At 66.7% G+C, this 20921-nt stretch carries 24 protein-coding genes; 10 read left to right on the top strand and 14 right to left on the bottom strand.

Features of this window, described 5'->3' with window-relative positions; genetic code table 11:
* Position 1 precedes the first annotated feature (1 nt).
* Positions 2–379, top strand: a complete 378-nt coding sequence (locus GGR48_RS03555; protein WP_183950474.1) for a histidine triad nucleotide-binding protein — start codon at positions 2–4, stop codon at positions 377–379.
* A 331-nt stretch (positions 380–710) separates the two neighbouring features.
* A complete protein-coding gene (locus GGR48_RS03550; protein ID WP_183950473.1) occupies positions 711–2249 on the top strand; it encodes an amino acid permease in 1539 nt (512 codons plus the stop codon).
* A gap of 183 nt (positions 2250–2432) precedes the next feature.
* Here the strand turns inward: GGR48_RS03550 and GGR48_RS03545 are convergent, their stop codons facing one another.
* The gene (locus GGR48_RS03545; RefSeq protein WP_183950472.1) at positions 2433–3425 is read right to left on the bottom strand and encodes an adenosine kinase; all 993 of its coding nucleotides are present in this window, start codon (positions 3423–3425) and stop codon (positions 2433–2435) included.
* Between the two features lie 154 nt (positions 3426–3579).
* Here GGR48_RS03545 and GGR48_RS03540 point away from each other — a divergent pair, with 154 nt between their 5' ends.
* From GGR48_RS03540 to GGR48_RS03530, 3 genes are all read left to right on the top strand, one after another.
* Positions 3580–4257, top strand: coding sequence for an EI24 domain-containing protein (locus GGR48_RS03540; protein ID WP_183950471.1), 678 nt, complete (start codon positions 3580–3582; stop codon positions 4255–4257).
* Positions 4254–4637: a hypothetical protein gene (locus GGR48_RS03535; protein WP_183950470.1), complete on the top strand. Its 384-nt coding sequence runs from the start codon at positions 4254–4256 to the stop codon at positions 4635–4637. Before GGR48_RS03540 ends, GGR48_RS03535 begins: the two co-directional genes overlap by 4 nt.
* Positions 4638–4814: 177 nt before the next feature.
* A complete protein-coding gene (locus tag GGR48_RS03530; protein WP_183950469.1) occupies positions 4815–5051 on the top strand; it encodes a hypothetical protein in 237 nt (78 codons plus the stop codon).
* Between the two features lie 91 nt (positions 5052–5142).
* Here the strand turns inward: GGR48_RS03530 and GGR48_RS03525 are convergent, their stop codons facing one another.
* Positions 5143–5550 carry an HIRAN domain-containing protein gene (locus tag GGR48_RS03525; RefSeq protein WP_183950468.1) on the bottom strand — a complete coding sequence of 136 codons (408 nt, stop codon included), beginning with the start codon at positions 5548–5550 and terminating at the stop codon, positions 5143–5145.
* A 106-nt stretch (positions 5551–5656) separates the two neighbouring features.
* Between GGR48_RS03525 and GGR48_RS03520 the strand changes: the two genes are divergently transcribed.
* Positions 5657–7519 carry a M1 family metallopeptidase gene (locus GGR48_RS03520; RefSeq protein ID WP_183950467.1) on the top strand — a complete coding sequence of 621 codons (1863 nt, stop codon included), beginning with the start codon at positions 5657–5659 and terminating at the stop codon, positions 7517–7519.
* A gap of 206 nt (positions 7520–7725) precedes the next feature.
* Positions 7726–8238 carry a CHAP domain-containing protein gene (locus tag GGR48_RS03515; protein WP_183950628.1) on the top strand — a complete coding sequence of 171 codons (513 nt, stop codon included), beginning with the start codon at positions 7726–7728 and terminating at the stop codon, positions 8236–8238.
* A gap of 151 nt (positions 8239–8389) precedes the next feature.
* On the opposite strand, the gene msrB is transcribed toward GGR48_RS03515, so the two are convergent.
* The 3 genes from msrB to GGR48_RS03500 are packed head-to-tail and all read right to left on the bottom strand — an operon-like array spanning position 8390 to position 11078.
* Entirely contained in the window at positions 8390–8884 is a 495-nt protein-coding gene (gene msrB / locus GGR48_RS03510; RefSeq protein WP_183950466.1) for a peptide-methionine (R)-S-oxide reductase MsrB, read from the bottom strand.
* Between the two features lie 56 nt (positions 8885–8940).
* Positions 8941–10164 (bottom strand): ABC transporter permease, encoded by a 1224-nt coding sequence (locus GGR48_RS03505; protein WP_183950465.1) that lies wholly within the window; start codon positions 10162–10164, stop codon positions 8941–8943.
* Positions 10161–11078 carry an ABC transporter ATP-binding protein gene (locus GGR48_RS03500; RefSeq protein WP_183950464.1) on the bottom strand — a complete coding sequence of 306 codons (918 nt, stop codon included), beginning with the start codon at positions 11076–11078 and terminating at the stop codon, positions 10161–10163. Before GGR48_RS03500 ends, GGR48_RS03505 begins: the two co-directional genes overlap by 4 nt.
* Before the next feature lie 39 nt (positions 11079–11117).
* On the opposite strand from GGR48_RS03500, the gene queG reads away from it, so the two are divergent.
* On the top strand, positions 11118–12167 hold the full coding sequence (queG, locus tag GGR48_RS03495) for a tRNA epoxyqueuosine(34) reductase QueG (RefSeq protein WP_183950463.1): 1050 nt from the start codon (positions 11118–11120) through the stop codon (positions 12165–12167).
* Between the two features lie 181 nt (positions 12168–12348).
* Here queG and era read toward each other — a convergent pair whose 3' ends face one another.
* Complete coding sequence (era, locus tag GGR48_RS03490) at positions 12349–13245, bottom strand: GTPase Era (RefSeq protein WP_183950462.1); 897 nt, start codon at positions 13243–13245, stop codon at positions 12349–12351.
* A 138-nt stretch (positions 13246–13383) separates the two neighbouring features.
* On the opposite strand from era, the gene GGR48_RS03485 reads away from it, so the two are divergent.
* Entirely contained in the window at positions 13384–13605 is a 222-nt protein-coding gene (locus tag GGR48_RS03485; RefSeq protein WP_183950461.1) for a hypothetical protein, read from the top strand.
* A gap of 127 nt (positions 13606–13732) precedes the next feature.
* On the opposite strand, the gene rnc is transcribed toward GGR48_RS03485, so the two are convergent.
* Together rnc and lepB are read right to left on the bottom strand one after the other, a co-directional pair.
* Complete coding sequence (gene rnc, locus GGR48_RS03480) at positions 13733–14368, bottom strand: ribonuclease III (RefSeq protein WP_240456218.1); 636 nt, start codon at positions 14366–14368, stop codon at positions 13733–13735.
* A 26-nt stretch (positions 14369–14394) separates the two neighbouring features.
* A complete protein-coding gene (gene lepB, locus GGR48_RS03475; RefSeq protein WP_183950460.1) occupies positions 14395–15192 on the bottom strand; it encodes a signal peptidase I in 798 nt (265 codons plus the stop codon).
* A 111-nt stretch (positions 15193–15303) separates the two neighbouring features.
* On the opposite strand from lepB, the gene GGR48_RS03470 reads away from it, so the two are divergent.
* Positions 15304–15909, top strand: coding sequence for a DedA family protein (locus GGR48_RS03470; RefSeq protein ID WP_183950459.1), 606 nt, complete (start codon positions 15304–15306; stop codon positions 15907–15909).
* Between the two features lie 6 nt (positions 15910–15915).
* Here the strand turns inward: GGR48_RS03470 and GGR48_RS03465 are convergent, their stop codons facing one another.
* The 6 genes from GGR48_RS03465 to rpsE all read right to left on the bottom strand — a co-directional run bounded on the left by GGR48_RS03465 (position 15916) and on the right by rpsE (position 20920).
* The gene (locus GGR48_RS03465) at positions 15916–16794 is read right to left on the bottom strand and encodes a tyrosine recombinase XerC (RefSeq protein ID WP_183950458.1); all 879 of its coding nucleotides are present in this window, start codon (positions 16792–16794) and stop codon (positions 15916–15918) included.
* Positions 16795–17037: 243 nt separating this feature from the next.
* Positions 17038–17685, bottom strand: a complete 648-nt coding sequence (locus tag GGR48_RS03460; RefSeq protein ID WP_183950626.1) for an adenylate kinase — start codon at positions 17683–17685, stop codon at positions 17038–17040.
* Between the two features lie 43 nt (positions 17686–17728).
* Positions 17729–19093 (bottom strand): preprotein translocase subunit SecY, encoded by a 1365-nt coding sequence (gene secY, locus GGR48_RS03455; protein ID WP_183950457.1) that lies wholly within the window; start codon positions 19091–19093, stop codon positions 17729–17731.
* Between the two features lie 157 nt (positions 19094–19250).
* The gene (rplO, locus tag GGR48_RS03450; RefSeq protein ID WP_183950456.1) at positions 19251–19781 is read right to left on the bottom strand and encodes a 50S ribosomal protein L15; all 531 of its coding nucleotides are present in this window, start codon (positions 19779–19781) and stop codon (positions 19251–19253) included.
* A gap of 239 nt (positions 19782–20020) precedes the next feature.
* Positions 20021–20197 carry a 50S ribosomal protein L30 gene (gene rpmD, locus GGR48_RS03445; protein ID WP_183950455.1) on the bottom strand — a complete coding sequence of 59 codons (177 nt, stop codon included), beginning with the start codon at positions 20195–20197 and terminating at the stop codon, positions 20021–20023.
* Positions 20198–20203: 6 nt separating this feature from the next.
* The gene (gene rpsE / locus GGR48_RS03440) at positions 20204–20920 is read right to left on the bottom strand and encodes a 30S ribosomal protein S5 (protein WP_007406126.1); all 717 of its coding nucleotides are present in this window, start codon (positions 20918–20920) and stop codon (positions 20204–20206) included.
* Position 20921 lies beyond the last annotated feature (1 nt).

The raw sequence follows: 20921 nt of genomic DNA, 5'->3' as shown, positions 1-20921 counted from the left end.
GATGCCGATCGACGCCACCCTTCCCTACGACGACCAGAATATCTTCGCGAAGATCCTGCGCGACGAAATCCCGTCTAGCCGTGTCTACGAAGATGAATGGGCGGTCGCGTTCCACGACATCGCCCCGCATGCGCCGACGCATATCCTGGTGATCCCGCGTGGGGCCTATGTGTCGTGGGACGATTTCTCCGCGCGCGCCGGCGAGGCGGAAATTGTCGGCTTCGTCCGCGCGGTCGGCCATGTCGCGCGGGAAGCAGGCGCAGTCGAGCCGGGATACCGGCTGCTGGCGAATATCGGTGCGGATGCCGGGCAGGAGGTGCCGCATCTCCATGTCCATATCCTGGCGGGCAAGCCGCTCGGCCCGATGCTGGCGCGCTGACTCAGGCTCTTGGCACGCCCCTCCCGCAGGCGGGAGGGGATGGGGGAGGGAAAAGCCACGAGCGATGGTCTCGGTGAGACCTTCTGCCCTCCCCAAACCCAGTTTCAGGTAAACGATGCCCCGCATCGTTTAGATCATGCCGGGGGCATGACCGACCTGAAACTCGCCTGCGGGAGGGGCTTAAAGAAGCGCCTTTCCACTCCCCCGACCGCATCCCGCGCACCTTAGGGATTGCGCGTAATAAAATTGCAGCTAACTTCCCCGACCATTCACCGGACTCCGGGCGCGTCCCATGTCGGGGCGGCCCTTCCCTTGGGGGGATTGGACATTCATGATTTTCGGGCGCGTTAAGCCTCTGGACGCCATTTTGGCGACCGCCGAGAAGAAGGGGCTGCAACGATCGCTAGGCGCGTTCCAGCTCACCATGCTGGGTATCGGCGCCGTCATCGGCACGGGTATCTTCGTTCTCACCTCCGAAGCCGCGCAAAAGGCGGGGCCGGGCATGATGATTTCGTTCATCCTCGCCGGGTTCGTCTGCGCGGTGGCGGCCCTCTGCTATTCCGAACTGGCCTCGATGGTGCCGGTCGCGGGCTCGGCCTATACCTATACCTATGCGGTCATGGGCGAGCTACTGGCCTGGATGGTCGGCTGGGCGCTGATCCTCGAATATGCGGTCGGTGCAAGCGCCGTCGCGGTCGGCTGGTCGGGCTATGTCGTGGGGCAGCTGCGCAACCTGCTGGGCATCGACATACCGATGGAGTGGGTCAACGGCCCCTCCTCGGGCGGCTATATCAACCTGCCCGCCGTCATCATCTCGCTGCTCGTCACCTGGCTGCTGGTCGTCGGCACCACCGAGAGCGCCCGCGTCAACGCCATCCTGGTCGCGATCAAGGTCGCCGCGCTCACCCTGTTCATCGCGCTGTCGGTGCCGGTGATCAACGGTGCGCATTTCGAGCCGTTCATGCCCACCGGGCTAACCGGTGTCGCCGGCGCGGCCGCGTCGATCTTCTTCGCCTATGTCGGCTTCGACGCGGTGTCGACCGCCGCCGAGGAGACCAAGAATCCGCAGCGCAACGTGCCCATCGGCCTGATCGCCTCGCTGCTGTTCTGCACCGTCTTCTATCTGCTCGTCTCGGCGGGTGCGATCGGCTCGCCGCTGGGCGCGCAGCCGGTGCGCGATGCCGCCGGCGTCGTCCTGTCGCCGGGCACGTCGGAACTGGCCGCACAGTGCAAGGCGATCGTGGCGAGTGGCGCGGCCGAGCCGCTGTCCTGCTCGCGCGAGGCGCTGGCGCACGTCCTGCGTACCATCGGCTGGGAAAAGATCGGCAATCTGATCGGCCTGGCCGCCACGCTGGCGCTGCCCTCGGTCGTCCTCATGATGATGTTCGGCCAGACCCGCGTGTTCTTCACCATGGCGCGTGACGGCCTGTTACCCGAAAAGCTCGCCTCGGTGCATCCGCGCTATCGCACGCCGCACGTCGTGACGATCGTGACCGGTATCGCCGCGACCATCGCCTCGGCCTTTCTGCCGGTCGGCAAGCTGGCGGACTATTCCAACTCGGGCACGCTGTTCGCCTTCTTCATGGTGGCGCTGTCGGTGATGGTGCTGCGCAAGACCGATCCGAGCCGCAAGCGGCCGTTCCGCACGCCCGCCGTGTTCATCGTCGCGCCCGCCGCGATGATCGGTTGCGCGTATCTGTACTTCTCGCTGCCGCTGATCGCGATCCTGGTCCTGCCGGGCTGGGGCGCGGTGGGTCTGGCGATCTACTTCCTCTACAGCCGCAAGCGCAGCCATGTCGGGCGCGGCATCATCGACGTGGTCGACGACCCCGCGATGCAGCCCGAAGTGGCCAAGCCGATCGACCGCTGATCGGCTTATCGCGAAGGCACGAAAAAGGCCCGGAGGAGTGATCCTCCGGGCCTTTTGCTTTGCGGCTCCTGCCCCTCCACCATCCTTCGGATGGTCGCCCTCCCCAAGCACAGCTTGGGGAGGATCGGGTTGTCAGTCGCTCGGTTCAGCCTGCGTCCTTCGGCTGGCTGGCAAGCCAGCCGCTCAGAGGCTGGCGGCCAGCGTCTTCAGGTCGACCTGCGGACGCGCGCCGAAATGGCTGATGATCTCGGCCGCGCAGGCCGCGCCCAGCGTCAGCGAGGCCTTCAGGTCCTGGCCATGCGTCTGGCCATAGAGGAAGCCCGAGGCGAACAGATCGCCCGCACCCGTCGTGTCGACGACCTTGTCGACGGGATGGGCGGGAACCGTCACGCGCTCATCGCCGCGCTGCGCCAGCGCGCCCTTTTCGGCGAGGGTCACGACCAGCGTTTCGACCTTGTCCTTCAGCGAGGCGACCGCCGCCTCGACATCCGCCGTCTCGGTCAGCGCGACGATCTCGGTTTCGTTGGCGAAGATCACGTCGATCATGCCGCCGTCGATCAGCGCAAGGAAATCGGCCCGGTGACGGTCGATCACGAACTCGGCGGAGGCGGTGAAGGCGATCTTGCGGCCCGCTTCGCGCGCGACCTCGATGGCGGCGCGCATCGCAGCGCGCGGCTCTTCGGGGTCCCAGAGATAGCCTTCGATGTACAGATACGCCGCATCGGCGATCAGCGACCGGTCCAGCGCCTCGGCCGGCAGATAGTGCGATGCGCCCAGGAAGGTGTTCATCGTCCGCTGGCCATCGGGGCTGACGAAGATCATGCAGCGCGCCGTGGTCGGCTGGCCCGCGCGGGCCGGGGTGTCGAAGCGGACGCCCGCGGCGCGGATGTCGTGCGCGAAGACTTCGCCCAGCTGGTCGTCGGCGACCTGGCCGATGAACGCGGTCTTGCCGCCCAGCGCGGCGATGCCCGCCAGCGTGTTGGCGGCCGAGCCACCCGAAATCTCGCGACCGGGACCCATCTTGGCGTACAGCGCATCGGCCTCCTCGGGCGAGAAGACGAGCTGCATCGCGCCCTTGGTCATGCCGTTTTCGGCAATGAAGTCATCCTCGGCGGAGGCAAGGATGTCGACGATGGCATTGCCGATCGCCACCACGTCGTAAGTGGGGTTGGTCAAGTAACGGACTCCGGGAAAACAAGCTGTGATGCCCGCCGCCCTAGTCAGCACGCTACCCCCGCGCAAGATCGACGACACGGCACCCGCCCCAGGCCCCGCAAAACCCGTTTGCGCGCATTGACTTGCCCCCTTCGCCCGCGCCATCCCTGCGGCCATGATCCGCGCCTTTTTCCTGTCGCTGGGGCAATTGGGTGATCCCGTCATCCGCCGGGTCCTGATCCGCTCGCTGGCGGTGACGCTGGCGGTTTTCGTCGTGGCGGGCATCGCGCTGTGGTGGGGCGTCCGCGCGGCGCTGGCGGGATGGCTGGGCGCGCAGGCCGGCGGCTGGTCAGCGGCGCTGGTCGTGGTGGTCGAGATCGTGACGCTGTGGCTGGCCTTTCGCGCGGTGGCGATGGCGGTGATCGGCCTGTTCGCCGACGACATCGTCGCCGCCGTCGAGACGCGCCATTATCCGCAGGCGCTGGCGAGCGCCCGCCCCGTTCCATTGGCGCGCGGGTTGGCGATGGGCCTCGGCTCGGCGGGGCGGGTGATCGCGATCAACCTGATCCTGTTGCCGCTCTATATCGTGCTGCTGGCCACCGGCATCGGCACGGCGGCGGCGTTCCTGCTGGTCAATGGCTGGCTGTTGTCGCGCGATCTGGGCGACATGGTGGCGGCGCGGCATATGGATGCGGGCGCGATGCGTCGCTGGCGCAAGGCGACCGGGCCGCGGCGCCTGCTGCTGGGGCTTGCCGTCGCGGTGCTGTTCGTGGTTCCGGGGCTCAACCTGCTGGCCCCCGTTCTGGGCGCGAGCATGGCGACGCATGTCTTTCATCGGAGGCGACCCGCATGACCCCCCATTGGCGCCGACCCGCGCTGTTCCTGCTTCCCCCCATGGCGCTGGCCGGCTGTACCGTCACCCAGACCGCCGCCCCGGTGCGTGGCATGGCGCCCGTCCCCGTGCCCTATACCAGTGTCGGCCTGGAGCGGGTGCTGGGCCAGGATGCGGCGGGGCTGACCAAGCTGTTCGGCGCGGCCGATGCCGATGTCCGCGAGGGACAGGCGCGCAAGCTGCAATATCAGGGCAAGTTCTGCGTCCTCGACGCCTATCTCTATCCCAAGGACGGTGGCGAGCCGCGCGTATCCTATATCGACGCGCGCGAACCCGATGGCAGCGCGATCGATCGCGCCAGTTGCGTCGCCGCGCTGACGCGGCGTGATGGTGGCCGCTGAGACAAAACCGTTACGGCCCTAATCGACATTCCCTATACGGAATGTGCGATATGGTTCCCACAGTGTCGAAAAAAAATTGATGCAGTGCGGGAACAATTTTGTCCTCCGATCCTTTTGCGCTATCGGGACGATGAACAATGCCGCGTCTTGGCGGTCGTTCGCCATGGGAGATTATATATGATGAAGTTCCTGTCTGCTGTTGCCGCCACCGCCCTCGTCGCTGCTCCGGTTGCTGCCGCTCCGACCAACCCGGCCGCCAGCCTGTCGGTTTCGAAGTCGGTTCGCGCTTCGGCTCCGACCGCCAAGGGCAACAAGCTGGCCGGCGGCGGCATCCTCGCCGCGCTGATCGCTGCTGGCGTGGTCGCCATCGGCGTCGTCGCGATCGTCAAGGACGACAGCGCGGACAGCAACTGATCTTGCCGGGCGGGTCCTCCCGCCCAAAGGTCAACGCATCCGATGCGTGGAGAGGGAGCCGGTTTCGGCTCCCTCTTTTGTTTTGGGGGTCTCAGGCACCCCAGTCCGGCCCCTCGGCATCGGGATAGAAATCGTCATTCCCATCGCCGCGACCGGTCGGGGCCGGCTTCGACACGGGCAGGGTCGGCGCGCCGCCGCCGAAGCGCACCCGGATATAGGCGACCGCCTTGTCCAGTCCCTGGAAGACGGCCTGCACCTCCTCTCCGCGACGGATACGCGCACCGACCAGCGGCGCGCGTTCGGCCGAGAGATAGCCGCCCTGCACGCCTCGCGCGCTGAAGACCGCGATGGCATTGGGATCGTGGCGGTTGCGCGGCTCGGGTTGCAAGGTCACCGGATCGCCGATGACGGAGGCCAGCCACTCGAACCGGCGGTTGCTCCGCGCCTTGTCCTCATTGGGGAAGTCGATCCCCACCACCGCCAGCGTCATCTCGTCCATCGCCCCTAGCTGGTGGCGGCGGCGCCCCGCGTCCAGAGGGCACCGCCCCTCCCATTCCCTGACGATCGCGCTATGGTGCAATCATCCTGTCCCATTCGGAGTCCCCATGTCCCTGGCCGCCCTGGCGATGCTGCTCGCCGCCCAAGCCCCTTCCTCCGCCCCCATGGTCGCCCCCGTCCTGACCAGCGCCGATGCGCGCGACGTGCACAGCTATGCCCGGCCGCTGGAGGCGCGGGTCACCCATGTCTCGCTGAACCTCTATGCCGATTTCGACACCCATGTGGTACGAGGCGTCGCGACGCTGTCGGTCGATGCCAAGGCGGACGCCAGGCAGTTGGTGGTCGACGATAACGGCCTGCGCATCGTCACCGTCACCGACGCGCAGAACCGGCCCCTGCCCTATACGGTCGGCGCGGTCGACAAGGTGCACGGCGCACCGCTGACCATCACGCTGAACGGCGCGCGCACCGTCAAGATCGCCTATGCCTCCGCGCCGGGGGCCAAGGCGCTGCAATGGCTGTCGCCCGAGCAGACGGCGGGCAAGAAGCAGCCCTATCTGTTCAGCCAGGGCGAGGCGATCCTCAACCGCAGCTGGATTCCGACCCAGGATTCGCCCGGCATCCGCCAGACCTGGGACGCCACCGTCAACGCCCCCTGCGCGCTGACCGTCGTGATGAGCGGCGAGCGGACGGCCGAGACGCCGTGCGAGGGCGGCCGCCACACCGCCAGCTATCGCATGGACAAGCCGGTCGCCCCCTATTTGATCGCGCTTGCGATCGGCGACCTGAAGTTCAAGTCCTTAAGCGCCAACACCGGCATCTGGACCGAACCCGCGATGCTCGACAAATCGGCCTGGGAGTTTGCCGGGCTCGACAAATTCGTGACCGCCGCCGAGGGGCTGTACGGCCCCTATCGCTGGGGTCGCTACGACGTCCTCGTCCTGCCGCCCAGCTTCCCGTTCGGCGGCATGGAGAACCCGACCCTCACCTTCGCGACGCCGACCGTCTTGGCGGGCGACCGCAGTCTCGTCAGCCTGATCGCGCACGAACTGGCGCATAGCTGGTCGGGCAATCTCGTCACCAACGCGACCTGGGACGATTTCTGGCTCAACGAAGGCTTCACCAGCTATTTCGAGAACCGGATCATGGAGTCGATGTACGGCAAGCGCCGCGCCGCCATGGAGGCCGACCTCGCCTGGACCGACATGATGAACGCCGTGAAGGAAGCCGGCGGCCCGCAATCGCCCGACACCAAGCTGCATCTCGACCTGAACGCCGCCCGCGACCCCGACGACGGCATGACCCAGATCGCCTATGACAAGGGCGCGACCTTCCTGCGGACGATCGAGTCGGTCGTCGGCCGCGCGCGCTGGGACGCTTACTTGCGCGGCTATTTCGATCGCCATGCCTTCCAGCCGCAGACGAGTGCGGGCTTCCTGGCCGATTTGCGCAAAAACCTGCTCAAGCCCGGCGAGGATGCGAAGATCGGTGTCGACCAATGGGTCTATCAGCCCGGCATCCCCGCCAATGCCGTCCATGTCCGCTCCGACGCCTTCCCCGCGATCGACGCGGCGGCCAAGGCCTTCGCGGCGGGTGGCCCGGTCTCGGCGGTGCCGGACAAGGTGACGACGCAGGAATATGTCCGCTTCCTCGACCAACTGCCGCGCCAGCTGTCGGCCGAACGGCTCGCCGCACTCGACGGGCGGTTCCATTGGAACGAAACGGGCAATAGCGAAATCCGCTTCGCCTGGCTGAAGCTGGCGCTGGCCAACCGCTATCCGCCGGCCGAGGCGTCGGCCGAGCAGTTCCTGACCTCGCAAGGGCGCCGCAAGTTCGTCGCGCCGCTGTTCCAGCAGCTTCAGGGACAGGGCGCGTGGGGCCAGGCGCTGGCCAAGCGAATCTATGACAAGGCGCGTCCCGGCTATCACTCGGTGACGCAGGTGACGGTCGATCGCCTCCTGGGGCGATAAGCCGAGCCTATCGAGCGGCGAAACGAGGAACGAAAAACTCGTTTCGCCGCCGTATTTTCAAGTCACCGCCGCCCAAACACCGTTCACCGGATATGGTTCCGGCCGCGCTTTCCAACGCGTTTAGCCCCGGTTAATCGACACTCACACCGACATTCCGACCGGGGGGTCATGTGAAGTTCAAGGCATTTGCAGTGCGATTCGCGCTGATGGCATCGTGCAGCCTGATGATGGCCGCTCCCGCCGCAGCTCAATTCTGGCAGTGTGCGCCCTACGCCCGCGAGATTTCGGGCATCGATATTCACGGCAACGCCAACACCTGGTGGGGCCAGGCCGAGGGCCGCTACGAGCGTGGCCATATGCCGGCGGAAGGTTCGGTCCTGGCGTTCGAGGCGACCCACCGCATGCGCGTCGGCCATGTCGCGATGGTCAGCAAGGTCGTCAGCGACCGTGAAGTCCTCCTGACCCATGCCAACTGGTCGCGCCGCGGCGGCATCGAGCGCGACGTCCGCGCGATCGACATTTCGCCGAACAACGACTGGTCGATGGTCAAGGTCTGGTACGGCCCCAATGGCGGCCTGGGCACCTCGGCCTATCCGACCAAGGGCTTCATCTATGCCGGTCACAAGCCCAGCGTCGCACCGCTGCCCGCCACCGAAATCGCCTCCAACACCGATGGCCGCGTCAACGGCATCCTGACCTTCGCGGCGCCGATCCAGTAATTCGCGGTTCGAGTATATTCACGAAACGCGGAGCGTGCACTTCGACTTCGCTCAGTGCGAACGGAGTGAGGGGTGAAGCCGAGCTACTACTACGAACCCCGTTCAGCCTGAGCGAAGTCGAAGGCCACGGGAATTCCCGCCCAGCGACACGCTAAGCCGCCCGAAACGTCATCGCCACGCCATTCATGCAGTAGCGCTTGCCCGTCGGCTTGGGCCCATCGTCGAAGACATGGCCGAGATGCCCGCCACAGCGGCTGCAATGCACCTCCACCCGCTCCATCATCAGCGACCGGTCGCGGCGCGTGCCCACCGCCTTGGGCAAGGGCGCCCAGAAGCTCGGCCAGCCCGTGCCGCTCTCGAACTTGGTCTTCGATGAGAAGAGCGGCTGCGCACAGCCCTTGCAGGCGAAGATGCCGCTGCGATGTTCGCCGTTGAGAGGGCTGCTATAGGGCCGCTCGGTGCCCTCGTGACGCAGGACATCATAGGCCGCCGGTCCGAGCTTCTGCTTCCACGCGGCATCGCTCATCGACACGGGGAAGCGCTCCGCCGCCACCGCCTCGCGGCCACAGGCCGACAGCCCGACGCCGAGCGTGCCCAGCCCCAGGAGCGAGAGGAAAGTACGGCGATCCGAGGATGATGCGGTCATAAACCCAAGATAGGAAGGCCAAGAGCTTACGCAAAGGCCATCCCGCTTGGCACGCCTCACCCCCGCTTACGCTTCCAAAAGGGCTGCGAACTCCCCGATTGCAGCACCCCGCGTCGGAACAGCCGCGCGCCCATGGTCACGAAGATCGCCACCCACAGCCCCTGCCACGCCAGCGCCAGCGCATGCGGCCACAGCGCATCGTCCGCCGCCGCCAGCCCCGCCATCGCGAAGGGGGAGGATAGCGGGAAAATCTCCGCCGCCCGTGCCAGCCAGCTATCGGGTTCGGACAGGGCACTCAGCGTCAGGGTGAACATGCCGACCTGCACGATCGTGATCGGCAGCGAGAGCATCTGAATTTCGCGCATGGTCGATGCCTGCGCCCCGATCGTCAGGAACACCGACCCCAGCAGCAGATAGGCCATGGTGAAATAGGCGATGAACAGCAGCGCGAACATCGGCAGCCCGACCGCCGGCGACAATTCGCCGACCATCCCCGCGAAGCTCGGCGGCAACAGGCTGGTCACCTGCCCGAGCACCGTGCCCCAGAAGCCGATGAACAGCACCGCGACCCCAAACATACCCAACAGCTTGCCCAGGAACACCGCCTCCAGCGGCACGGCGGCGGCCAGCACCTCGATCACCTTGTTGGACCGCTCCTCGGCCATGGTGCCGACCACCTGGCCTGCGAGGAACAGGGTCAGGAAGAAGACCCCGAACACCGCCAGGAACGCGGTCTGGTTCTGTCCGCCCAACGTGGGCCGCTGGCGGGTGAAGGCGATCTTGGTGGGCGAGATGCTGGGCAACGTCCCTCCCAGCCGCTCCGCCGCCAGCGCGCTGCCCGCCAGCACCGCCAGATAGTCGGCGGTGCGCGCGCCGCGCGGCCCGTAAAGGACGGTCGGCCGGTCGAGCGGGCCATAGAGCACCGCCGTCGCGTCATATCCCCCCGCCTCGAAGGTCGCACGCGCCTGGCCCGCGACATCGCGCGACGGCGTCATGGTCATCAGCGCGGGCGGCTCCTCGTCGCGGCGGAACACCTTGCGCGCCCGGCGGTCGGCTTCGGCGATGGCGGGGGCGACGGCATCGGGCACGATCGCGACGATGCGCACCCGCTCGCTGCCATGATCGGCGGCCTGACGGGCGCCGAGTGCACCGATGGTGCTGAACGCCACCATGATCAGCGGCGCGAACAGGAACAGCAGGAAGATCGGCGTGAAGACGGTGGCGATGAAATCGCGCCGGGCGATCGTCATCGTCTGGCGGATCAGGCGACGCGCGCTCATGCCTTGGCCTCCATGGCGGCTTCGCCGACGATGCGGACGAACGCCTCGTGCAGGCTGGGGCGCTCGATCGACAGGTTCAGGATGCCCGCGCCCGCCGCCAGCAATCGGCCCAGCACCGGCTCTATCCCTTCATCGGGCAGCGGGAAGCGCCAGTCCGCGCCCTCGCGCACGGCATCGGCGGGCAGCAGGTCGGGCGACACCCGCTCCGGATCGCGCGGGCGGTAGCGGACCCGGGCACGCAGGGTGCCGCGCGCTTCGTCCACCGTCCCCTCGAACCGACGGCGCCCGCCCGCGATGATCGCCAGCCGATCGCACAGCCGCTCGGCATGCGCCATGACATGGGTGGAGAACAGAATCGTCGCCCCCCGGTCCCGCTCGCCGAGGATCAATGCTTCCAGCCGTTCTTGATTGACCGGGTCCAGCCCGGAAAAGGGCTCATCAAGCACCAGCAGTTTCGGCCGGTGCACGACCGAGCCGAGCAACTGGACCAGCTGCGCCATGCCCTTGGACAATTTGCGAATCTTGTTGTCGGCGGCATGGCCCAGCCCCGCCTGTTCGAGCAGTTCGCCCGCCCGCGCGCGGCCCGTCTTCCAGTCCAGCCCGCGCAGCGCCCCCATGAACGCGATCGCGTCGCGCGCCTTCATCGCCGGATACAGCCCGCGCTCCTCGGGCAGATAGCCGACCAGGTCGCTGGCATCGCGCGGATGGGCATGGCCGAGCAGCATACGCTGCCCCTCATCGGGTTCGATGATGCCCAGCAACATGCGCAGCGTCGTCGTCTTGCCCGCGCCATTGGGGCCAAGCACGCCATACACCGCGCCGGTCGGCACCGCGATGTCGACCCCGTCGACCACGCGGCGCTCCCCGAAACGCTTTGCCAGGCCCGTGGCGCTGACCGCCCACTGATTGTCCAAGCCCTGTCCCTCCCTGATCCCCTGTGGTAGCGGGCCGATGTGGCGCAAGACAAGCTTGAAACCCGGATCAAGGCGAAGGCGGCCGAACTGGGCTTCGCCGCGATCGGCATCACCCATGCCGATGCCGCACCCAGGACGGTCGAGCGGCTCCACCAATGGCTGGCCGAGGGGCGGCACGGATCGATGATCTGGATGGCCGACCGCGCGCACCAGCGGCAAAGCCCCGCCAGCCTGTGGCCCGAGGTGAAGAGCATCATCTCGCTGGGCGTCAGCTATGCCCCGGCCGAAAACCCGATGCGGCTGGCGGATCAGGGGCGGATCGGCCGCATCTCGGTCTATGCGCAGGGGGCGGATTACCACGATGTCGTGAAGCGCCAGCTGAAGGCGCTGGGCCGCTGGCTGGCGCACGAGGCGGCTTGCGACCTGAAGGTCTTCGTCGATACCGCGCCGGTGATGGAAAAGCCACTGGCCGAGGCGGCGGGGCTGGGCTGGCAGGGCAAGCACACCAATCTGGTCAGCCGCGAACATGGCAGCTGGCTGTTCCTCGGCGCAATCTACACCACGCTGGCGCTGGAGCCCGATGCGGTGGCGCGCGACACCTGCGGCCGCTGCGACGCGTGCCAGCGAGCCTGCCCGACCGATGCGTTTCCAGCGCCGTACCAGCTCGATGCGCGGCGCTGCATCTCCTATCTGACGATCGAGCATGCCGGGCCGATCCCGGAGGAGTTCCGGGTTGCGATCGGCAACCGCATCTATGGCTGCGACGACTGTCTGGCGGTCTGCCCGTGGAACAAGTTCGCGGCGGCGGCGCAGGCGAACATGGCCTTCCATCCCCGCGCGGAGCTGACCGCGCCGGAACTGGGGGATTTGCTGTCGCTGGATGATACGGCGTTTCGCCAGGTGTTTGCGGGGTCGCCGATCAAGCGGATCGGGCGCAATCGGATGGTGCGCAATGCGGCGATCGCGGCGGGGAATAGCGGCGCGGCGGCGTTGGTGCCGGTGTTGCGGGGGTTGTTGGGGGATGATGACCCGGTGGTGGTGGAGGCGGTAGAGTGGGCTTTGGGGCGGCTTGGCGGGTCTGTTGCCTAGCCCCTGCCCTCCCCCATCCCCTCCCGCCTGCGGGAGGGGCGTGCCAAGCCCGAACGGTGAGCGCTTCTATAAGCGATGATCCCGTTGCTTATGCGGGCCATCAGCCAAGCAACACGCCCCTCCCGCAAGCGGGAGGGGATGGGGGAGGGCCCGGTGTCTCACCGAGCCCCCACCCAACACATCACTCCACCCAATCCAACCCGATATCCTTGTAAACCGACCGATCCTCGTCCCAGCCCGGCTTGACCTTCACATGCAGGTACAGATGCACCTTCTGTCCCAGCAGTTCGGACAGCTGCGCCCGCGCCCGCGCGCCGATCTCCTTGATCCGCACGCCGTTCTTGCCCAGCACGATCGCGCGCTGGGTCGGGCGTTCGACCAGGATTTGCTGGTGGATCTCGACCGATCCGTCCTCGCGCTCCTTATACGCCTCGGTCTCGACCGCGCTGGCATAGGGCAGCTCGGCGTGGAGCTGGAGATAGATCTGCTCGCGCGTCACCTCGGCGGCGAGCGCACGCTCGGTCGCGTCGGACACCTGGTCTTCCGGGTAATGCCACGGCCCCTCGGGCATCAGCGCGGCGAGGCGGGACTTCAGCTGGGGCAAGCCATCCCCGGTCTGCGCCGAGATGAACCAGGTCTCGTCGAACTTGACGACTTCGTTCAGCTTTTCGGCATGGGTCAGCAGCCGCGCCTTGTCGGCGATGTCGACCTTGTTGAGAATAAGGTGCTTGGGCTCGGGCCGGTGCGCGATCGACTCGGCGATGGCGTGGATCTTGGGGCCGATGCCGCCCTTGCCGTCGACCACCAGCGCCAGGATGTCGGCCCCCTCCGCGCCTTCCCAGGCGGCGGCGACCATCGCGCGGTCGAGGCGGCGCTTGGGTTCGAAGATGCCGGGCGTGTCGACCAGCAGGATCTGCGCATCCCCCTCGATCGCAACGCCGAGCAGCTTGGCGCGGGTCGTCTGCGCCTTGGGGCTGACGATGGCGACCTTCTGGCCGACCAGCGCGTTGACGAGGGTGGATTTGCCGGCATTGGGGGCGCCGACGACGGCGACGAGGCCGCAACGTTGTTCAGTCATGGGCATCAGCGGTACAGGCCCCGCCCCCTTCCCGCAACGGTCCGCCCGTATGAAGAGAATGTAATGGCCGGATCACGGAACGGCCACGGACCAGCGCGCATTTTTCCGGCCACGATTTCGAGTGAAAGGAGAGACGCTATGAAGACCCTTCTCACCGCGCTGTCGGCCGCCGCGCTGCTGACCGTCGCCGGCCCCGCGTCGGCCAAGGGCTGCCTGAAGGGTGCGGCGGTCGGCGCGGTCGGCGGGCATTTCGTCGGCAAGGGCCATGCGGTGCTGGGCGCGGCGGCGGGCTGCGCAGTCGGGCATCACCGCGCCAAGGTGCAGGCCAAGAAGGAAGCGGCCGCCGCCAAGGGGCGTTAACGTCGATGGCTGGGTGAGGTTGGGGCGTGGGCTTCGACTTCGCTCAGCCTGAACGGAGGTCGGGGTGTGCGGCGGTCTTCCAGAACAGCCGTTCAGGCTGAGCGAAGTCGAAGCCCAAGGAAATCCCTCAAGCCTTCAACTTTGCCAGCAACGCCTTGGCGGCCGCCGTCTCGGCCTCCTGCTTGTTCGCCCCCTCCGCACTCGCCTCAGCAGTCCGGCCGATCCGGACGGTCACCGTGAAGCGCGGCGCATGATGCGGTCCCGAGCGGTCGGTCACCACATATTCCGGCGCCTTGCGATTATGCGCGGCCGCCCATTCCTGCAGCGCCGACTTGGGATGTTGCGGGGCTTTCCCCTGCGAATGAACCCGGTCGCCCCAGGCTTTGCGGATGAAAGCCCGCGCCGCCTCCAGCCCCGCCTCGCGATACCAGGCGCCGATCAGCGCCTCCATCACGTCGCCCAGGACATTGTCGCTGTCCGACGCGCCATCGTCGCGCGCCTGCTTGCCCAGCCGCAAATGATCGCGCACGCCCAGATCGCGCGCGACATCGGCGCACACCGCGCCGGTCACCAGCGAGTTGAGCCGGCGCGACAGCTGTCCTTCGGGCTCGCTGGGGAACTGCTCCCACAGCCATTCCGCCATGACGAGGCCGAGTACGCGGTCGCCCAGAAACTCCAGCCGCTCGTAATTTTCCGCCGCCTGGCTGCCATGGGTCAGCGCGCGTTGGAAGGGGGCGCTATCCTTGGGGGGCTGGTCGAACATCCCGGCCAGCCAGCTGTCGAGCGCGCTCAAAACCCTTCTCCGATCCGGCTCCAGCGTGCGGCCGACACCCAGGTCCAGGGCTTGATCCATTCGGCAGTGCCGTCGGTCGAGAAGAAGGTGACCGCCGCACGCCCCTCCAGCCGTTCCATCGGAATATAGCCCATGCCCATGGGCGGTGCGAAGCGGCTGTCCGCCGAGTCGTCACGATTGTCACCCATCAGGAAGACGTTGCCGGCCGGCACCGTGTAGACGATCGTATCGTCGCGATCGGGGAAATCGCCCTGGTCGAGCACGTCATAGCTCTTGCCACCCGGCAGCGTCTCGCGGAACCGGGCATAGCGGCACACCCCCTGCCCCGCGACCGTATCGAGATGCTCGGCCCCGCACTTGTCGGCGTTGAAATTGGGGGTCAGCGGCAGGACGAAATCGGCGATCCGCTGCTTGGGGACCGGACGGCCGTTCAGGATGACCTGACCGTCGCGCACCTGGATGGTGTCGCCGGGCAGGCCGATCACGCGCTTGATGACGTCATGATCGTCCGGCCCCGGAGAGCGGAACACCACGACATCGCCGCGCGCCGGATCGCGGCCCAGGATACGCCCGGGCAGCAACGGCAGGCCGAAGGGCAAGGACCAGCGCGAATAGCCGTAATTCCACTTGGTCACGAACAGATAGTCGCCGATCAACAGGCGCGGCAGCATCGATTCCGACGGGATGACGAACGACGTCACGATGAAACTGCGCAGGATGAAGACGAACAGCGCCAGCTTCAGGAGGAAGCGCAGCGTGTCCTTCGTCTCCGATTTTTCGGGGATATCGGCCATGCTCAGCGGGTTCGCGCAACCCGCCCGCGCCGTCAAGCCGCTTCGCCTTTCCACTTCGCGGGATCGACGATAGGGGAACCGCCCGTCCCTTCATCGGTACATCCCTCACCCATGACCGAATTCATCCTGAACCTCATCGCCTGGGGCGGCTATTTCGGCATATTCCTGCTGATGGCGTTGGAGAATATCCTGCCGCCCATCCCGTCCGAGGTCATCATGGGGCTGGGCGGGATGGCGGTCGCGCGCGGCGACATGGCGATGGCGCCGCTGTTGCTCTGGGGCACGGCGGGGACGACCGCCGGCAATTATGCCTGGTACGCGGTCGGTCGCTATATCGGCTATGAGCGGTTCCGCCCCTTCGTCGAGCGCCATGGCCGCTGGCTGACGATGGAGTGGCGCGATGTCGAGCGGCTTCACCTGTTCTTCGTGCGGCATGGCGGCTGGGTGGTGTTCGTGTTCCGCTTCATGCCCGCCTTTCGCACGATGATCTCGCTGCCCGCCGGGATCACCCGCATGCCGCTGGGCAAGTTCCTGCTCTGGACCTTTGCCGGCAGCATCATCTGGAATGCGATCCTGGCCTATGCGGGTCTGTGGCTGGGCGCCAATTTCCAGGCGATCGATCGCTATGTCGGGCCGGCCGCGATCGTCATGACCGTCGTCATCGTCATCGGCTATGTCTGGCGCGTCGTCACCTGGAAGCCGCACCGCGATCGCTGAGCGACGTCACCCGCGCGGATGGGCGGTGCGATACACATCCAGCAACCGCGCCGCATCGACGCCGGTGTAGATCTGCGTCGAACTCAAACTGGCATGGCCGAGCAGTTCCTGAAGCTGGCGCAGATCGGCCCCGCGCCCCAGCAGATGCGTGGCGAAACTGTGCCGTAGCGCGTGCGGCGTCGTCCGCGCGCCCAGCCCCAGCCGTTCGCGCGCGCCGCGCACCGATCGGCGGATGATGGCGGGGGAAAGCGGACCGCCCCTCGCGCCCCGGAACAGCGGCTCCTCGCCTGCGACGGCGAAGGGCATCTGTGCGGCATAACGCTCGATCGCCTCGCGCACCTGCGGCAGCAGCGGCACGATCCGCATCTTGCCACGCTTGCCCCGTACCCGCAGCGTCTCGCCAAGCGGCAGGATCGCGGCGGGCAGCGCCATCGCCTCGCCGATCCGCAGGCCCGCGCCATAGAGCAGCAGCAACACCGCCCAGTCGCGCGCGGCGATCCAGGGTTCGGCGGCATCCTCCGCGACGTCTTCGGCTAGCGCGATGATGTCGGCCGGGGTCTGTGGGCGGGGCATGCTGCGCTTGCGGCGGGGGCCTTTGAGGGGTGGCGGCTCGATGCCGGCGAAATGGAGGAAGGTCCGGATCGCCGACAATTCTCGCGCGGTCGACGCGGCGGTCAGCCCCTCGCCGCGCCGCGCCGCCAGATAGGCGCGCAGGTCGGCCGCGGTGATGCGGGACAGGGTTCCGCTATCGACGGCTTCCCCCCAATGCTGCGTCAGAAAGCCGGTCAACCGCTCAGCGGTGGCGACATAGGCGCGCACGGTATGATCCGATCGTCGCAGGTCCACGGTGAGGTGGCGATAATAGTCGGCGATCAGCGCGGTCATGTCATGGACTTAGGCTGGATTGTGGCGGAGGTCATCCCGTGGCCTTCGACTTCGCTCAGGCTGAACGGGGGTAGGGATGCGGGGAAATGGAAGCGGGATGCATGCCATGTCCCACCCTCCGTTCACGCTGAGCGAAGTCGAAGCGCACGCCCTGCACCCCTCCCCTCGCCCCTTCACAAACCGAAACGAGAAAGGGGCGCCTCCTCACGGAAACGCCCCTTCCCAAAACCCAAGCCGAAGAAATCAGCGATCGAGGATCGCGTCGATCTCCGCGCCCACCGCATCCATCGCGGCCATGCCGTCGACCCGCGTCACGATACCGCGCGCTTCATAGATCGGCAGGATTGGCGCGGTCTTGGCGCGGTACTCGGCCATGCGGGTGCGCACCGTCTCGGCATTGTCGTCCGGACGCCGCTTGAACTCGGTCGAGCCACAGACGTCGCAGACGCCCTCCACCTGGGTCGGCTTGAAGCTGTCGTGATAGCCCGCCCCACACGACGCGCAGGTGAAACGGCCGGTGATACGCTCGACCAGCGCGTCCTCGTCGACCGCCAGCTCGATAACGTGATCGAGCGACTTGCCACGTTCGGCCAGCAGCATGTCCAGCGCCTCGGCCTGCGCCTCGGTACGCGGATAGCCGTCGAAGATCGCGCCGCCCTCGGCATCGGCCTGGTCCAGCCGCTCGCCGATCAGCGCCGAGACGATCGCGTCCGACACCAGTTCGCCCGCGTCCATCACCGCCTTGGCCTGGAGGCCGACGGGGCTGCCCGCCTTGACCGCCGCGCGCAGCATGTCGCCGGTCGACAGCTGCACCATGCCGCGATTGGCCACCAGCCGCTGCGCCTGGGTTCCCTTGCCCGCGCCCGGCGGCCCCAGCAGGATGATGTTCACGCCCACGTCAATCTCCCCTCTTTTGCCCTGTATCCGCCCGCGCTCAGCGCAGGCGACCACCCTTCAGCTTCGCCTTCTTGATCAGATCGCCATATTGATGCGCGAGCAAGTGGCTTTGAATCTGCGTCACCGTGTCCATCGTCACGTTGACGACAATGAGCAGGCTGGTGCCGCCCAGATAGAAGGGAATCTGCAACGCCGAGACCAGATATTCCGGCAGCAGACAGATGATCGTCAGATAGGCCGCGCCGATCACGGTGATGCGGGTCAGCACGTAATCGAGATAGGTCTCGGTATTCTTGCCCGGACGGATGCCGGGGATGAACCCGCCATAGCGCTTCAGATTGTCCGCCGTCTCCTCCGGGTTGAAGACAACCGCGGTGTAGAAGAACGAGAAGAAGATGATGCCGGCGCCATAGAGCAGCATGTACACGGGCGAGCCGTGCTGCAGATACTGGTTCAGGCTGATGATGAAGTCGCCCCAGCGGCTCTCACCCGCGACGCGCTGGCCCGCAAACTGCGAGATGGTCAGCGGCATCAGCAGCAGCGACGAGGCGAAGATCGGAGGGATCACGCCCGCGGTATTGATCTTCAGCGGCAGGTGGCTGCGATCGGCCTGCATGCCCCGCTGCGTCGCGCGCTTGGGATACTGGATCAGGATGCGGCGCTGCGCGCGCTCCATGAAGCAGATGAACAGGATGAGGACGACGACCGCGACGATGATGCCGATCAGGCGGACCGGATCGATGCTGCCCGTGCGGCCGCCTTCGAGCAGGTTGACCAGCGTGGTCGGCAGATGGGCGACGATGCCCGCCATGATGATCAGCGACACGCCGTTGCCGATACCCCGGCTGGTGATCTGCTCACCCAGCCACATCAGGAACATCGTACCGCCGATCAGCGAGATGACCGCCGCGATGCGGAAGGTCATGCCCGGCTCGATCACCGCCTGAATACCCTGGCTGGCGCCCAGCGTTTCAAGACCCACGGCGATGAAATAGCCCTGGATCGCGGTCAGCAGCACCGTGCCGTAGCGGGTATATTGGTTCAGCTTCTTGCGGCCGCTCTCGCCTTCCTTCTTGATGGCGGCGAGCTGCGGGCTGAGCGACGTCGCGAGCTGCACGACGATCGACGCCGTGATGTACGGCATCACGCCCAGCGCGATCAGCGACATGCGGCTGAGCGAACCGCCCGAGAAGGTGTTGAAGAAGTCGAGCACGCCGCCCGTGGTCTTCTGGCTCAGCAGGCCCAGCGCGGTCGGGTCGACGCCCGGTAGCGGAACATAGCTGAGCAGGCGGAAGACGATCAGCGCGCCGATCGTGAACCACAGCCGCTTCTTGAGGTCGGTGGCCTTGGCGAATTTCGCCAGGCTGATGCTTTGCGCCATCTGGTCGGCTGCGGATGCCATAGCTGTTGCGTTATCCTGGAAACGAAAAACGGCGGGATGCGTTTTGAACCGCCCCGCCGCTCATATAGGCGCGAAGACGCGCTTGTCTAACCCGGATGCAAAATCCGCCGCTGTCATTCGGACCGGAGCCCGGTAACAGCGGCGGATCTTATCCGGTTCAGGCCTTGGCGGCGAGCTTCGCGGCGCGGGTCTGGCCCTTCTTCGCGGCGGCCTTCTCGGCGGCCGGCACGATGTGCGGCACGTCGACCGAACCACCGGCCTTCTCGACCGCTTCACGCGCCGAGGCCGACACGCCCTGCACGACGAACGACAGCTTGGCGGTCAGTTCGCCCTTGCCGAGCAGACGGACGCCGTCCTTGCCGCCACGCGCCAGGCCGGCGGCCTTCAGCGCGGCGTGGTCGATCGTGCCGTCGGTCTTCAGCTTGCCCGAGTCGACCGCCTTCTGGATCGCGCCCAGGTTCACCTCGGCATAGTCCTTGGCGAAGATGTTGTTGAAGCCACGCTTCGGCAGACGCATGTGGAGCGGCATCTGACCGCCCTCGAAGCCCGCGATGGACACGCCCTCACGGCTCTTCTGACCCTTGACGCCGCGACCACCGGTCTTGCCCTTGCCCGAACCGATACCACGACCGACGCGGATCTTGGACTTGCGGGCACCCTGGTTGTCGAAAAGTTCGTTCAGCTTCATGATTTGCACTCGCTTTCGCTTGTTTCGCGCATGGCCGTGATCGTTGAGAATCACGGCCGCTAGATAAAAGGAAGGGGGCCGCATAGCCCCCTTCCCCGTGTTTGTCACTGTTCAATGTGACGGATATGAGACCGAGATTATTCCCAACCGCCGTTCAGCCTGAGCGAAGTCGAAGGCCAAGGGCCTGAAACTCGACTTCGCTCGATGCGAACGGAGCGTGGGAGCAATCCCCTGTGGTCTCAGTCCACCACCTGAACCATGTGCTGCACCTTGCGGATCATGCCACGGACTTCAGGGGTATCCTGAAGCTCGGCGACCTTGTGCATCTTGTTCAGGCCCAGGCCGACGAGGGTCGCGCGCTGGTCCTTGGTGCGGCGGATCGGCGAACCGGTCTGCTTGATCTTGATGGTAGCCATGGTCGCTTACTCCACGACGGCCGCGGCTTCCGCCTCGGCAGTCTGCTGGGTGGCACCGTGACCGCGACCCAGCAGGTCGGCGATCTTCTTGCCACGACGCTGCGCCACCGCCTTCGGCGAAGTCTGGTCGCCCAGCGCTTCGAAGGTGGCACGGATCATGTTGTACGGGTTCGACGTACCGACCGACTTCGTCACCACGTCGGCGACGCCGAGCGATTCGAAGATGGCGCGCATCGGACCACCGGCGATGATGCCGGTACCCTGCGGGGCCGAACGCACCGTCACGCGGCCCGCACCGAAATGGCCGTTGCCATCATGATGCAGCGTGCGACCGTCCTTCAGCGGAACGCGGACCATCGCCTTCTTGGCGGCAGCCGTCGCCTTCGAGATGGCTTCCGGCACTTCGCGCGCCTTGCCATGACCGAAGCCCGCACGCCCCTTGCCGTCGCCGACCACGACGAGCGCGGCGAAGCCGAAGCGCTTACCGCCCTTCACGGTCTTCGAGACGCGGTTGATGTGGACGAGCTTTTCGATCAGCTCTTCGCCCTGCTCCTCGGCGCCACCGCGACGGTCGTCGCGACGACCACGGTTGCCGTCACGGCCGCCACGGCCGCGATCGCCGCCCGGACCACGGCCACGGCCGCCCCGGGGACCGCGACCCTGGGTCGCGTCCTGCGCGGCGCCTTCGGCACCGGCAACGGCCACGTTGTTCTCGTCAGCCATA

Source organism: Sphingomonas pseudosanguinis, from assembly GCF_014196255.1.
GTDB lineage: Bacteria > Pseudomonadota > Alphaproteobacteria > Sphingomonadales > Sphingomonadaceae > Sphingomonas > Sphingomonas pseudosanguinis.
Note: the sequence above shows the minus strand (reverse complement) of the source record. Positions and strands in the feature narration are given on the sequence as shown.

Bases quoted from the DNA above. Each gene is read 5' to 3' on its own strand.
- GGR48_RS03555 (WP_183950474.1), top strand. From the start codon at position 2: ATGCCGATCGACGCCACCCTTCCCTACGACGACCAGAATATCTTCGCG.
- GGR48_RS03550 (WP_183950473.1), top strand. From the start codon at position 711: ATGATTTTCGGGCGCGTTAAGCCTCTGGACGCCATTTTGGCGACCGCC.
- GGR48_RS03540 (WP_183950471.1), top strand. From the start codon at position 3,580: ATGATCCGCGCCTTTTTCCTGTCGCTGGGGCAATTGGGTGATCCCGTC.
- GGR48_RS03535 (WP_183950470.1), top strand. From the start codon at position 4,254: ATGACCCCCCATTGGCGCCGACCCGCGCTGTTCCTGCTTCCCCCCATG.
- GGR48_RS03530 (WP_183950469.1), top strand. From the start codon at position 4,815: ATGATGAAGTTCCTGTCTGCTGTTGCCGCCACCGCCCTCGTCGCTGCT.
- GGR48_RS03525 (WP_183950468.1), bottom strand. From the start codon at position 5,550: ATGGACGAGATGACGCTGGCGGTGGTGGGGATCGACTTCCCCAATGAG.
- GGR48_RS03520 (WP_183950467.1), top strand. From the start codon at position 5,657: ATGTCCCTGGCCGCCCTGGCGATGCTGCTCGCCGCCCAAGCCCCTTCC.
- GGR48_RS03515 (WP_183950628.1), top strand. From the start codon at position 7,726: ATGGCATCGTGCAGCCTGATGATGGCCGCTCCCGCCGCAGCTCAATTC.
- msrB (WP_183950466.1), bottom strand. From the start codon at position 8,884: ATGACCGCATCATCCTCGGATCGCCGTACTTTCCTCTCGCTCCTGGGG.
- GGR48_RS03505 (WP_183950465.1), bottom strand. From the start codon at position 10,164: ATGAGCGCGCGTCGCCTGATCCGCCAGACGATGACGATCGCCCGGCGC.
- era (WP_183950462.1), bottom strand. From the start codon at position 13,245: ATGACTGAACAACGTTGCGGCCTCGTCGCCGTCGTCGGCGCCCCCAAT.
- GGR48_RS03485 (WP_183950461.1), top strand. From the start codon at position 13,384: ATGAAGACCCTTCTCACCGCGCTGTCGGCCGCCGCGCTGCTGACCGTC.
- rnc (WP_240456218.1), bottom strand. From the start codon at position 14,368: ATGTTCGACCAGCCCCCCAAGGATAGCGCCCCCTTCCAACGCGCGCTG.
- lepB (WP_183950460.1), bottom strand. From the start codon at position 15,192: ATGGCCGATATCCCCGAAAAATCGGAGACGAAGGACACGCTGCGCTTC.
- GGR48_RS03470 (WP_183950459.1), top strand. From the start codon at position 15,304: ATGACCGAATTCATCCTGAACCTCATCGCCTGGGGCGGCTATTTCGGC.
- GGR48_RS03465 (WP_183950458.1), bottom strand. From the start codon at position 16,794: ATGACCGCGCTGATCGCCGACTATTATCGCCACCTCACCGTGGACCTG.
- secY (WP_183950457.1), bottom strand. From the start codon at position 19,093: ATGGCATCCGCAGCCGACCAGATGGCGCAAAGCATCAGCCTGGCGAAA.
- rplO (WP_183950456.1), bottom strand. From the start codon at position 19,781: ATGAAGCTGAACGAACTTTTCGACAACCAGGGTGCCCGCAAGTCCAAG.
- rpmD (WP_183950455.1), bottom strand. From the start codon at position 20,197: ATGGCTACCATCAAGATCAAGCAGACCGGTTCGCCGATCCGCCGCACC.
- rpsE (WP_007406126.1), bottom strand. From the start codon at position 20,920: ATGGCTGACGAGAACAACGTGGCCGTTGCCGGTGCCGAAGGCGCCGCG.